We start from the raw sequence: 12,963 nt of genomic DNA, 5'->3' as shown, positions 1-12,963 counted from the left end.
TCTTTATCAAAACACCATGAATGCGCCGATGATCATCGAGATCAGGACGGCGACCATCATCCAAGGCAGCGTCTTCTTCAAGATTTCGTTGATATCGGTCTTCGTAAAATCCGAAACCCATACGTTATGCGAGTTCGTCGGGTCGGATACGGCCTGAACGTTGCTGACCACGCGCAGCGCCAACATGGCGGCGACCGGCGTCATGCCTGCCGTCACGAACAGGGCGGCGATGCCGCTGCCAAGACCCCACACGTTGAGCGGACCGCGGTAAATCGCCAGCGGCGACAGGATAGTGAAGAAGAGAATGTACATGATCGGATTCCCCGGAAGCACCGCCTCAATGAGCGGGGAAATCAGCGCCGAAACCTGCGGTGCCATAACCGAATTGAGCAGGATGCCGATGCCGATCATCAGCGCCATGGCGCCGGCGACGTCCTGAATGCCTTCGATCAGCGCGCTGGAGAGCACGTGGATCGGGCGCTTCGGCCAGGCCAGCAGGATCGTGACGAGTGCGCCGATGATGACGGCCGGAACGATATCGATTTTAAAAGCGAACACCAGAATAACCGGCACCAGCGGGCTGATCAGCGCATAGGTCGGCACTTTCTTGCCGTCACCGCCGGTAGCTGCGGGCATCGCCCACGCTCTGCGGCCCTTGCCGTCCTTGCGGATATAGAACACGATCATGGCCAGGGAAAGCACGATCAGCGGCAGCGCGGCCACCATCGTGTAGTCGGCGATTTGGTCGACCGAGAGCCCGAGCACATCAACATACACGGCCCAGTTGGATACGTTGAAAAGTGCGCCCACCCCGACCGCGGACAGCACAACGATCGACGCAACGAACTGCGAAATGCCGGCGGTCAGCATGATCGGAATGACGATCGTACCGACCAGGATCACCATGCCCAGCCCGCCTGCGGCGGAGAAAATAATGGACGCGGTCACGAAAAACAAAATCGCGATCAGCATCGGCTTATCCCCGGCCAGCTCAGCGGCTTTGCGGATAATCGATTTGGTAATACCGACCTTGTTCAGGATTTGTCCGAACCAGGCGCCGAACACGAGGCCGGCAATCGCCCCGGACAGCCGCATCGAGCCGGACGCCAGGATCGTTTTGGCAATGCTTGTCGTATCGGGATTATTCGAGTTCCATGGTACCCCGGCGATGATCGCAAACAGGATCGCCATCAGCGGAAGCGCCAGAATTGCCGGGATTTTGCGCGTCATCATCAGCCCGACGAACACCAAAAACACAATCAAAATACCGATCGCTTGCACCCACATTACACCAGTCACTTTGGTTACCCCTCTCGTCATGAGATTCCTTCACGTGGTTCATTCACATGTTTACTTCATATGCTTAATGATTCATGGCCTATATTTCCAAATGGGCTCCTTGGGCCTTGAGCTGAGCCTGCACCGCTTTGATGTCCACATCCTGCACGTTAACGCCATGTTTGGCCGCGTACGCCGCAGCCACGCCTCCCGCATGGCCGATCGCTCCCGTCGTCGGGGTCGTTCGCATGGCCGCCTGGGCTTCAAACGTCGCCGAGATGCAGCGGCCGATGACGATGAGGTTTTTCACGGAATTCGTGATCATGCAGGAGTACGGAATGCTGTACATGCCGCCCCACTCCAGCTTCTGATGCTTCGTCCCTTCCCCGTCCGGGCTGTGAATATCGATCGGATAACCGGAATGGGCAATGGTATCGTCAAAAAGCTTCTGTTCCAGCAGATCCTCGGCGGTCAGCGTGTACACCCCTTTGATCTGGCGGGAGCTGCGTACCCCGATGTTCGGACCGGTGGACTCCACGACTGCGTTCTCGAAGCCCGGAATGTATTTGCGGACAAACAGCTCCAGCTCGCGGCACTGCTTCCGTCCTTCCATCTCAGCCAGGCTGAGGCTGAACGCATCGGTCGGATCGTGGCCCAGAATCCGGGTCGTATTCAGAATGACCTCGCCCGGATTGTTCGTTTCGAAGAACAGCACGTTCTCGCGCTGGATCGAAATTTCGCCGCGCTCCTTCGCCTTCCGGAACAAGCTGTCAAAACCGCCGACCGACAGGCGCGGCGCCTTCTCGATGATGGAGGTGTCGCCGTTGTAAAGCGGAAAGTCCTCCGGATGCGCGTGGATGTACTCCTTCACTTTGGGGATGTTCACGTTGTACATTTTCATTTTCAGCGTCATTGGCTGCATTGCCCCGTCGGATTCCCGGCCCTTCGTGAACTCCGCTCCGGCGCCTACGGAAAGGTCCCCGTCCCCGGTTCCGTCGATAAACACGGATGCCTCGATGTCGGTCAGGCCCGACTTGTTGCACACCTTAATGCTGACGATGCGTCCGTCCTCCGCCTTCACGCCGGCGAGCATCGTGTGGTACAAAATCTCCCCACCGCTTTCGGTCACCATCAACTCCAGTTCATGCTTCATCGCCTCGGCGTCGAACGGGGTTACCGAATACGTAAAGCCGACCGTGTCAAAAATATGCCCCGGCGACTTCCCCTGCCGCTTCAGCCGCTCGATCAGCTGGTCGGTAAAGCCCCGGATCGCCAGCTTATCCCCCGCATGGAAGGTCATCATCGGTCCGACGCCGTTCGCCGTCAGCGTACCACCGAGAAACCCGTGGGACTCCACGATCAGCGTCTTGGCCCCCGAGCTTGCGGCCGCCACCGCAGCCATCGAGCCGGAAATACCGCCGCCCATAACCACCACATCATACTTCAGCTTGTTCTCCAATTCGTCCTCACTCCTCCGGTAAATGATGTATGATTGCTTCTTGATTCATAGACTATCAAAACCTTCAGTTTATGTAAACGCTTTTAGGAAAATATTTTTCTATATATCCGGATTTTTAGTAAATTATTTTCCGACAGTTCTATTGTGCGGTTACACGGCATATAACAATGAGTTTGGAGTGGGATTGGGTGGAGGAGTTTACGGACATTGTTGGGACGGGAAAGTGGTCAGAGGAAAGTGATAGGGGATAGAGTAATAGGGAAGATTACAGACACAGTGGTAGTGGATAGTAGTGGGGAAGAAAGTAGGTAGCTTGGGGAAGTCAGTCTCGCCTGCCCACAAATTGCCGCCCTTCAAGGCGCACTCGAAACAAAAAAACACCGGATTTCCATCCGGTGCATCCTTCAACAGACCTGCTAATGCTGTTTGTATTATAGATTACTTCTCATAGTTTCTCGCCATAAACGGCTCCGCCAGTCTTGACGGGTGCAGCTTGCGGCCGAGGCCGAAAAACTCGCAAAAGCTCATGATCAGCGGGTTCCACCGCTCGGGGTTGATGTAGTTTTTCTCCCCCATCAGCAGCTCCTCGTCGATGTGGATCCGCTTGATCTTCATCTCCATCGCCGCGATGGAGCTTGGCTCTTCGAAGGAGTGGATCTGCACCAGCTCCGCCTCCAATTGAACCGGGCACTCCCCGGCCCGCGGCGCTTTTACCAGGTCCGAAGGGATTTGTGTAAACCCGGAAAGACCGAATTTATCGGGCTCGTACCGGTAACCCATCTCCGCCTTGTAATCAGGGACGGGGCTCGCCCCTGTCGTCAGCGCCAGACGATCCACCTGACTGACCAGATCGGCCGACGGCAGATTCAGCACGCATTCGCGCTCACGCTTGATGTTTTGGACCGTCTTCGATTTGCCGCTCATGCCGAGCATGCAGGACTGATTCAGCCACCAGGCCGAAGACATCGGGGCTAAATTGGCCGAACCGTCCTCATTCAAAGTGCTGATCAGAACTACAGGCGTACCAAAGTAGAGAATATTAGGTTCAATCGTTGTAAGCATCCTCTTACTTCCCCCTATCCAATTGTAAAAAATCGTTGACCAAGGGATATCCTGCTGGGCTGCAGCCACCTCAAGAAATATCTCGGCTTAAGTATACTGCCGCCGGCGAGGGCTTGGAAGGCTTCCCAAGTATAAGCGCAAGATAACAAAACCGCACAAACAGGCGCAGGTGCTCAGGTTCTATCTGAAGCCGCAAGCCAAAAAGCACCGGGATCTCTCCCGGTGCCTCAATCTATCATATAAAGCTACAGCAAAGCGGATCCTATCTGGCTCCCGGCATATGGTGGCGAACCTTTGACACGCGCCGCCACAGTGAACCTGCGCTCACCTGACTGCCCTTATACACACGCTTTACCCTATACCGAATACAGCCGCCCGTCTTCCTCTTCCTTCAGCCAGACCTGCATGAATCCCGGCTCCCGGTTGTCCCACAAATGGTACGGGACAAAGCGGTACTGCCGCTGCCCGTCAATCCCGGTGAGGGCCACCATGCCGCCCAGCTCGTCCCGCTGCTCCAGGCCAAAGGAAATGCCCGGCCGGACCGCAAACTCGTCATAAACGAGTTCCGGGTTATCCGCCTGCTCCAGGCAGTACACCAGCGGCCCGCGCTGAACCGCGACACGTCCCCGGTCGGCCTCGACCTCCGGCCGAGCGTGCACCTGCTGAACCGGCATCTCCATCACGTAGTCCATCGTGTCGCCCGGCTTCCAGCGGCGGCTGAGCACAAGGAATCCCCGGTCTATGGTCCAATCCGCAGGAGCCACGTTCTCCCCGTTAATGGACAGCTTCGCCCCGCGGCACCATCCCGGCAGGCGCAGCCGCACCGCGAATTCGGCCTCCCGGGCCGGCTCCACCTCGACATGAACATGCCCGTCCCAAGGATAGCGGGTTACGGTCTTCATCAAAACCCGGCTGCCGTCCTTCAGTTCCAGGTCGGCCGTACCGGCGACGAACTGCAGCATGACGGGGCCTTCCTCGTTCACGGCGTAATTGTATCCGCCGATCGAAGGCAGAAACCTCACCAAATTCGTCGGGCAGCAGGACGTGTCGAACCATTCGGTCCGGTGATGATCGCCCTGTGACGCCAGCGGATTGACGTAGAAAAAGCGGTCGCCGGACAGCGAGATCCCCGCCAAAGCCCCGTTGTACATGGCGCGTTCCACGACGTCGGCGTACTTCGCCTCGCCAAACAGCAGGCTCATCCGGTGGTTCCAGAACACCATCGCGATCGAGGCGCAGGTTTCGCAGTAAGCGCTCTCGTTCGGGAGGTCATAGTCGTGCGTGAACCCTTCATTATGCCGGGACGGCCCGATGCCTCCGGTAATGTACATGTTCCGCTCGACCGTGTGCGCCCACACTTTGCGCAGGGCGTCTTCGTAGGTCCGGTCTCCGGAGGCCAGCACCACGTCCGCCATGGCGGTGTACAAATACATCGCACGGACGGCGTGCCCGGTCACCTTCTCGATGTCGCGGACAGGCACATCGTCCTGGCAGTACGCCGGTCCCCACTCCTCGCGGTCCCATATCGCACCATGTCCATGCCCGTGCCCCCGCTCCTCGAGCAGCCACAGGGAGAGCTTCCAATAACGCTCCTCACCGGTCGCGTGATACAGCTTGATCAGCGCCAGCTCGATCTCCTCATGGCCTTCCACCCAGTGCCGCTTGCCCGGCCCGAACAGGCTGTCGTAATGGTCAGCCAGCTTGCAGGCCACGTCCAGCAGCGTGCGCTTGCCTGTAGCCGCGTGGTACGCAACCGCCGCTTCGATCAGGTGCCCGCCGTTATACATTTCGTGCTTTTCCATATCCGTCCACTTCTGGTCCGGGGCTTCAAGCGTGTAATACGTCGTCAGGTATCCGTCCGGCTCCTGCGCCGCTGCAATCAAGCCGATGATCCGGTCGATCTCCGCCTCCAGCTCGGGGTCCCGGTCCGCCATCAGCAGATATGCCGCGCCTTCAAGCACCTTGTACACATCGGAGTCGTTAAAATAGATACCCTCGAATTCCCCTTCCATAAGGCCGGCCGCTTTGGCGAAATTGCTGATCCGCCCGGTCGATTCGCATTTGTCCAGGCAGGTCCGGAGCGTCACCTGCTTGCATACCTCCAGCCTCTGCTTCCACAGTTCATCTTGGATCTTCACTTGAGTAAAAGGCACGCCCTGCCAGCCCTGCTGCGAATGAGTCGTTGTCATCCTGCACCCTCTCCCTTCATGCAATATCTTGCGATGCTTATCCTTTCAACCCCGTCAGGGTAATTCCTTCCAGAAAATAACGCTGTCCCAGCAAAAAAATGACCACGCACGGGAGGATGACCACCGCAGAGGCTGCCATGAGCAAATCCCACTGGGCCGAGTAGCTGCCCTGGAACATCTGAAGGCCAAGCGCCAGCGTGAAGCGGCTGTCGCTCTTCAAGTAAATGAGCGGTCCCATAAAGTCGTTCCAGGTGCCCAGGAAGGTGAACAAGGCAACGACGATCACCGCGGAGCGGCTGAGCGGCAGAATGATGCGCCAATAGATTTGAAAGTAACCCGCCCCGTCGACGACGGCCGCTTCGTCAAAGTCCTTCGGAATCGACATATAGAACTGCCGCAGCAAAAAGATGTTGAAGATCCCGCCTCCAAAAAAGGACGGCACGATGAGCGGATAATACGTATCGTAGAATCCGAGCTCCTTCCAGCCGAGAAAGCTCGGGATGAGCGTCACCGCTCCTGGCAGCATCATGCTCGACAGCAGGACGGCGAACACGGCATCCCGCCCTTTCCAGCGGATCCGTGAAAACCCGAACGCCGAGATCGTGCTCGTCAGTACCGTTCCGATCAGCACGCTCGCCACAATGACCAGCGTATTGACGAAGTACGTGCCAAACGGGAGGGACGTAAGCGCCCTTTTATAATTGTCCCAGTGGAAGGGATGCGGAATCCATTCCGGCGGCATCACGAAGATTTGCGATAAATCCATCAGCGAGCTTCGGACCAGCCAAATAAACGGGATGATAAACAACAGCGAGATCACTCCAAGCGCCACATAGCCCGCGCCCAGCTTCAGTCTGGATTCCCTCATGACGGCCCGCCTCCTTCGTAATGAACCCAGGATTTCGACGATCGGAACACGAGGAACGTAAACGCCAGAATGATCACGAACAGCACCCAGGCCAGCGCCGAGGCATAACCCATTTCCGTATCCCGGAACGCGGTCCGCCACAGGTAGAATACGAAGAACAAACTCTTGTCGTTCGGTCCACCCTGGGTCAGAATATATGCCTCGTTAAACACCTGGAAGGAGCTGATGATGGTCATCACCGCGTTGAAAAAGATCGTCGGCGTCACCATCGGTACCGTAATATGACGCAGCTTGTGGTACCACCCGCCTCCGTCCACATCAACCGCCTCGTAGTACTGCTTGGGAATGCCGGACAAGCCCGCCAGAAAAATGATGACGGTCCCTCCGATGCCCCACAGCGTCGTCAGCACGATGGAGGGGATAACGCTCTTTTCGGAAAAAATCCAGTCGCTCGTCGGCAGATGAAGCCATTTCAGCATCATGTTGATCAGCCCCAGGTCCGGGTTGAGCAGCCACATCCAAATCATCGCCGAGGCTACCGCCGGCACGATGCTCGGCAGATAAATGATCGTCCGGAACAAGGCGCGTGTCTTAATGTTCATGTTCAGCAGCAGGGCGATAATGAAGGAAATGATGATGCAGGCCGGCACCCGCAGCACGACGAAATAAAACGTGACGCCAAGCGAGCGGTAGAAGCTCTCGTCCTGGCCGGAGAAGAGCCGGGCATAATTGCCGAAGCCGATAAAAGACACCGACTCCTTGAATACGTTGTAATCGGTCAAGCTCAGCACAAAGCTCGCGATCATGGGACCGGCGGTAAACAGAATAAACCCGAGTACCGCCGGAGCCGTAAACAGCAGCCCGTAGAACAGAGCTTTGCGTTCCCGTACGCCCGCCTTGCGGCGCACAGGAACCGGAGCGTTCATCGGAATGTTTGTCTGCATGTGTACTTTAAGCCCCCTATTTTACGTCTCGCCGTCCCTGCACCTGTGCCTGAGCCTTAGCCGCGATGCTGTCCATGGCCTCCTTGGCCGTTGTCTTGCCCAGCCATACGTTATCCATGGCAGGATTGACGATATCCATGATCTTGTTGAAGTTCTTAACGTAACCGGTAGGCGTAGCATGGCTATGATTGAGCACGACGTCAATAACCGCATCTTTGTAGCCTGATGGCCGGGAAGGCTGATTCACCGCCCATTTCGACAGCAGGGCATCATCCGTATACCAGTCCTTCAGCGAAGGCATCCAGGTGCCGTAAGTCAGCATCTCGATTGACGCATCTGGATCAATAAGCGCCTTGAGCAGCTCCCAGGACTCTTGGGGATGCTTGGTCGATTTAAAGATGGAAAACATCGCGCAAACTACCGTGGTCGCCGGCTTTTTCATGACAGGAAGCACCCCGACGTTAAAGTGAACCTTCGATTCCGCAAGCGTGCTGGTATTCCATTGTCCGTCAATCACCATCGCCACTTTTCTCGTCTGCAGAGCCACATTTGTTGCCGGAATGTTCTTGGCCTGCAGCGGCGACGGAGCAACGTGGTACTTATTGATCAGATCGGCGATATTCTGCAGCGCCTCGACGGCTTCCGGCTGGTTCAAAGCAAACGTCTTGCCGTCCGGGGAGACAAAGTCGCCGCCGTTTGAAAAAATAAAGCTGCTGTACGCTCCCCACCAGTTGCCGGGGTTCACTCCGTATTGCTTAATGTTTTTCGGATCAAAATTCGGATCGTCCGCATTCCGTCCTTTGTTGTCCAAGGTCAGCTTCTTGGCGGTATCCACGAACTGTTCCCAGGTCCACGCTTCCGATACCTTGGAAGGCGGCGGCGTCAACCCAGCCTCCTTGAAGGCATCTTCGTTATAAAAAAGCGTAAACGATTCCGGGCCGGGGGCTATACCGATGATATTGCCGGGCTCTGAGGAATAGGTGATATTCGGAACCAGAGAATCGGCCTTAATTTCGGGGTCCTTGTCCAGGAATTCCTGAAGATTCAGGAATTTCCCCTGTTCCGCAAGCGGAAAGGCGATCGTCGCCGATTCCATCATCGCTACGTCCGGTTCATCGTTGCCGGCAACCATGGTCGTCAGCTTGGTGTCGTAATCGGTAGGAATCTGCTGCAATTCGACCTTCACGTTGGGATGCTCTGCTTCGAACCGGGCGATGACCTTTTTGTTTACGGCAATTTCATTAGGCGCTCCCCATAAGGTGAGCCGGAGCTTGATCTGCTCGCCGGTCGCCGCCTGGGTTCCCCCCTTGTCCGCGCTTCCGGCTGCAGGCCCGCCGCTTTCCTCCGATCGGGTGCAGGCGCTCAGCAGCAATCCTGCCGTGAGCAGAAATGCAATCGCTGCCGTCAGCGGCTTTCGGTGTTTTTTCATCATGAACTTTAACCCCTCTCCTGCTTTACGAATGATTTCATAGCTGCAGCCTATGTTGCCTTTGATTATAGATTTTAGGCAGCGCTTTCAAAACCGGATTATTTTTGGAATGGTGGACTTTGATTAGAAAAGTGGGGCAGTGTGATGATCACGCGTGTTCCCTGGCCTACAGCGGATTCGATATCGATGCCGTACTCGTCCCCATACGCAAGACGAATGCGGGAAATCGTGTTTTTGATTCCGATCGAGGCGGACTCTGCATACAAAATCCGCTGAATCGTTTCCCGGCTCATGCCGCGCCCGTTATCCGAAACAACCAGCACACGAGTCCCGCCCTTGATCTCTCCGGTAACTTCGATGCGTCCCCCTTCCTCCATTTGCTCGAAGCCGTGGAGAATGGCATTTTCGACGAACGGCTGGAACAGCAGCCTCGGTACCGGGGTGTCCAGCAGCTCGGGAGCGATGCCAAAATGAACCGTGAACTTCGATTCAAAGCGGGCCTCCATAATGTAAAAATAGTCCTTCATCCACTCGAGCTCTTCGGCAACCGTTACGGCTCCCCAGTCCTTGCGCGAGGTGTAATGCAGCATATTGGACAGGCGGACGAGCATCCGGTTCAGCTCCCTCTGTCCCGATTCGATGGCCATCCAGTTCATGATGTTGAGCGTATTGTAGAGAAAATGCGGGTTCATCTGCATATTGAGCGCCATGATTTCCGCCTCTTTCTCCTTGATTCGGATTTCGTAGTTCTCCTTCACCAGCGTTTCGATGCGCGAATTCATCCGGTTGAACCGCTGCAGCAGCACCCCGAATTCGTCATGGGTTTTGACTTCTACCCGGGTCTGAAAGTCCCCTTCGCCGACCGAGCGCATGGCGGTGAAGAGCTGCCGGATCGGGCCTGTCATTTTGCGGACGATAAAATAAGCAAACAAGTATGCAATCAATGCCAGGAGCGCGGCCAGCAGGATCGTCGACGTGCGGATGGTCGGAATAAAGCCGCGGACGAGCGTGGATTCCGGAATCATGACCACCGACAGCCACCCAGTTACGGCAGACCGGTCGAAGCACAGGATCGTCTTTTGGCCGTCCAGGACCAATCGCTGCGTTCCGCTTCCAGCCTTTCGAATGGCGTTCACCCATTGTTCATTGAACACTCGGGTTACCTGGGAGGCGTTCGAGCTCGCCACGACCTTGTTATCCGGATCAATCACCAAATAGCTTGATCCTGTCGGAATGCTCTGCTCGAATTGGGAGTTGAAAAAGTCCGCTTTAAAGCCAATCGTCAGTACCGGCCGCTCCACGTTCGGCCGCAGTCTGGCAATCGTGGAATTATCGACATAGGAAAATTCCATCAGGCGGGTGGCAGAAAACATATATCGGTATTCGATATCGCTGTTTTGCAGCCAGGGTTGATCGAACATTTGGACAAAATCGTAGGTCGGGTACCAGACCATTTTGCCATGTGCCCTCTCCGCCTCCTGATACAGCGCCGTGCGAGTCGGATCCCCCTGCGGAAGATTGCGCTGTGAGCCGAAACTGTAGTAGGAGGTCCACAGCTGGTACGTGTAGACATCCTCATTTTGCGTAAAATACTTGCTCAGAATGGCGGACACCTGCCTGTCCGCATTCAGCAGCTCCGACGGAACGGAAGGATCCAGCTGGTTGAAGATCCGAAAAAGGTCCCGGTCGACGAACAAGGCCAAGCTGCCCTGGTCTACCTTCCTCAGCTTCGTATCCATCACTTCATTGCTCTTCTTGACGATTTCGAGCACGTTGTTTTGCGCCTGATCCCGCATCGAGCTCAAGCTGTTCCGGTAGTAGATGAAGCTCAGGAGCAGCAGGGGCAGCGCAATGAGGACGACATAGCTGGCCAGAAGCCTGGAGCGGAATTTCATCTGGACCTTCCCTCCCCTGATTTTTGCTGCCCGGCCCAATGACGGTACGCCTCCGGCGTAACGCCGACATGCTTTTTAAAGCTCCGGGAAAAGTATTTCGTATCGCGGAAGCCGCACCTTTCGGCGATCTCGTACACCTTTAATCCGCTGCCGTCCCGCAGCAGCTCTTCGGCTTTGCGCATCCGGATCTCAATGAGAACATCCGAGAAAGAACAGCCTGTGGCCTCTTTGAACAAGGTGCTGAAATAAGACGGGTTGAAGCGGAATGACTCCGCCACCGATTCCAGCGATAAATCCTCCATGTACCGCTCGCGCATCAGCTCCAGGCAGCTGTCGATCACGAGCTCGCGTTTGCTTTTTTTCTGCTCCTTCAGCGTGACGCCCATTTGCTCGAGCACCGAATCCAAAATCTCCAGCAGCTCCACAAACCGCCGGCAGGTGCGGATCTGCCGCACAGCTTCTTCCGTCAGCGGGTTCATCCCCCACCCTGATTTGCTGTCCGCCAACTTCAGCAGGAGCAGGCAGGTCTGGTCCTTGACGGACTGCGGTTCGGCCATGCCGTCAGCCGACATGACGGTCACGGCTGCACGGCACAATTCCTTTGCACCTTTCGTATCGCCGGCATTCAGGAGATCCAACAGTTCTGCGGCAGAGCACATTAAAACCGGATGTACCGGCAGAAGCTCGCCATGAGACAAGATCGCCCCATGCTGGTCGTAGAACAGATACGGGAGCGCAGCCAGAGCCGTCCGGTAAGACTGAGGGCCCCCCTCGGCTAGATCAACGCATTCTTCTCCGATCGCATGCACCCATCTGCCGGAATACCCTACAGCGGTGAGTTCTGCCTGTAGGCTCATAAGCCCCCTGCGGATGTCTTCCCGCTTTTCACCAAAGCTTGTACCCGTTTGGAGGATCGTGACCCACCTCGGCCGCGTCCAATCCGCCGCATCCCAGGCGATCGTCAAGGCCGTACCGAAGGCAGAGCAGGCGCGCTCCAGCGCTCGGTGCAGCCTATCGGCCGTCAGAGAGGTGGAGCGGGGTTCGGTGTAAGTGCCAGGCGATGGGGCGTAGAACCCTGATGACATCCCGCGATCCGAATGTTCCATGGCAGAGACGCTCCCATCCCCGCTGGCTGGCTCCAACTCTGAAACGATGACCACACCAGGACCATCCACGATTCCAGCCGAAAGCCAGCTCTGTTCCTCCTCCAAGCTCAGGCTGCCGGACAGCCACTGCTGCATTAAACGCCCTTGATGGGCCAATGAAGCTGCCGTCATTTGCTGCTCCAGTGTTATGGCTCGAGCCCGTGCCTCACACTCTTCACGGTAGATGTGTTCCAGCCGCTCCAGCACTTCCTCCAGCTTGTCGACATCAACCGGCTTTAACAAATAATCAAAAGCCCCCTGCCGCAATGCCTCCTGGGCATATTCGAAAAGGTTGTACGCGGACAGCATCACGATCCGCGGCTTGTAAGGCAAGGCTTCGTTCGCCCGCCGCAGGAACGTAAGCCCGTCCATTTGCGGCATCCGGATATCCGTAAATATGACCTCGGGCCGGTCGATGCCGGCCAATTCAAGCGCCTTGGCTCCGTCCCCGGCCGTAAACACTTCGCAGCCGGGCCGGCTCGCCAGCAGCATCCCGGCCATGCCCCGGCGGTGCCGCGGCTCATCATCTACAATCATGAATTTCAAGCGGTTCACCCCCAGAATATTCATAGCATTAAATTCAACAACATCGTACCAGATGGGAGATGAGGTAGGTATATAAAAAAAACGTCTATCGACGTACCTTCAAAGAAGACAGACCGCGTTTAAAGGAAGTTTTTCTTGCGAGATCCGG

At 56.3% G+C, this 12,963-nt stretch carries 9 protein-coding genes; all 9 read right to left on the bottom strand.

The genetic code is table 11. The features are described 5' to 3' along the window. Positions 1-6 precede the first annotated feature (6 nt). Positions 7-1,320 (bottom strand): citrate transporter, encoded by a 1,314-nt coding sequence (locus IAE55_RS14075; protein ID WP_234489548.1) that lies wholly within the window; start codon positions 1,318-1,320, stop codon positions 7-9. A gap of 58 nt (positions 1,321-1,378) precedes the next feature. After that, the gene (locus IAE55_RS14070; protein WP_234489547.1) at positions 1,379-2,737 is read right to left on the bottom strand and encodes an FAD-dependent oxidoreductase; all 1,359 of its coding nucleotides are present in this window, start codon (positions 2,735-2,737) and stop codon (positions 1,379-1,381) included. Positions 2,738-3,175: 438 nt separating this feature from the next. Beyond that, positions 3,176-3,799: a flavin reductase family protein gene (locus tag IAE55_RS14065; RefSeq protein WP_200633052.1), complete on the bottom strand. Its 624-nt coding sequence runs from the start codon at positions 3,797-3,799 to the stop codon at positions 3,176-3,178. A 356-nt stretch (positions 3,800-4,155) separates the two neighbouring features. Beyond that, positions 4,156-5,988, bottom strand: coding sequence for a glycoside hydrolase family 127 protein (locus IAE55_RS14060; RefSeq protein WP_200633050.1), 1,833 nt, complete (start codon positions 5,986-5,988; stop codon positions 4,156-4,158). A 37-nt stretch (positions 5,989-6,025) separates the two neighbouring features. Continuing rightward, the gene (locus tag IAE55_RS14055) at positions 6,026-6,856 is read right to left on the bottom strand and encodes a carbohydrate ABC transporter permease (protein WP_145161680.1); all 831 of its coding nucleotides are present in this window, start codon (positions 6,854-6,856) and stop codon (positions 6,026-6,028) included. Then, positions 6,853-7,800 carry a carbohydrate ABC transporter permease gene (locus IAE55_RS14050; RefSeq protein WP_442793334.1) on the bottom strand — a complete coding sequence of 316 codons (948 nt, stop codon included), beginning with the start codon at positions 7,798-7,800 and terminating at the stop codon, positions 6,853-6,855. The genes IAE55_RS14055 and IAE55_RS14050 overlap by 4 nt, the downstream gene beginning before the upstream one ends. Positions 7,801-7,816: 16 nt before the next feature. Next, positions 7,817-9,232, bottom strand: coding sequence for an ABC transporter substrate-binding protein (locus tag IAE55_RS14045; protein WP_200633049.1), 1,416 nt, complete (start codon positions 9,230-9,232; stop codon positions 7,817-7,819). 95 nt (positions 9,233-9,327) lie between these two features. Beyond that, positions 9,328-11,124: a sensor histidine kinase gene (locus tag IAE55_RS14040; protein WP_200633048.1), complete on the bottom strand. Its 1,797-nt coding sequence runs from the start codon at positions 11,122-11,124 to the stop codon at positions 9,328-9,330. After that, on the bottom strand, positions 11,121-12,806 hold the full coding sequence (locus IAE55_RS14035) for a response regulator (RefSeq protein WP_234489572.1): 1,686 nt from the start codon (positions 12,804-12,806) through the stop codon (positions 11,121-11,123). Before IAE55_RS14035 ends, IAE55_RS14040 begins: the two co-directional genes overlap by 4 nt. Between the last annotated feature and the right edge of the window lie 157 nt (positions 12,807-12,963).

The organism is Paenibacillus sp. S28 (assembly GCF_016624415.1).
Lineage (GTDB): Bacteria > Bacillota > Bacilli > Paenibacillales > Paenibacillaceae > Paenibacillus_AQ > Paenibacillus_AQ favisporus.
The sequence above is the reverse complement of the archived record's forward strand: the minus strand, read 5'-3'. Positions and strand labels throughout refer to the sequence as shown.

Excerpts from the sequence above, each read along its gene's own strand:
- IAE55_RS14075 (WP_234489548.1), bottom strand. The coding sequence starts at position 1,320 with ATGACGAGAGGGGTAACCAAAGTGACTGGTGTAATGTGGGTGCAAGCG.
- IAE55_RS14065 (WP_200633052.1), bottom strand. The coding sequence starts at position 3,799 with ATGCTTACAACGATTGAACCTAATATTCTCTACTTTGGTACGCCTGTA.
- IAE55_RS14060 (WP_200633050.1), bottom strand. The coding sequence starts at position 5,988 with ATGACAACGACTCATTCGCAGCAGGGCTGGCAGGGCGTGCCTTTTACT.
- IAE55_RS14055 (WP_145161680.1), bottom strand. The coding sequence starts at position 6,856 with ATGAGGGAATCCAGACTGAAGCTGGGCGCGGGCTATGTGGCGCTTGGA.
- IAE55_RS14050 (WP_442793334.1), bottom strand. The coding sequence starts at position 7,800 with ATGCAGACAAACATTCCGATGAACGCTCCGGTTCCTGTGCGCCGCAAG.
- IAE55_RS14045 (WP_200633049.1), bottom strand. The coding sequence starts at position 9,232 with ATGATGAAAAAACACCGAAAGCCGCTGACGGCAGCGATTGCATTTCTG.
- IAE55_RS14040 (WP_200633048.1), bottom strand. The coding sequence starts at position 11,124 with ATGAAATTCCGCTCCAGGCTTCTGGCCAGCTATGTCGTCCTCATTGCG.
- IAE55_RS14035 (WP_234489572.1), bottom strand. The coding sequence starts at position 12,806 with ATGATTGTAGATGATGAGCCGCGGCACCGCCGGGGCATGGCCGGGATG.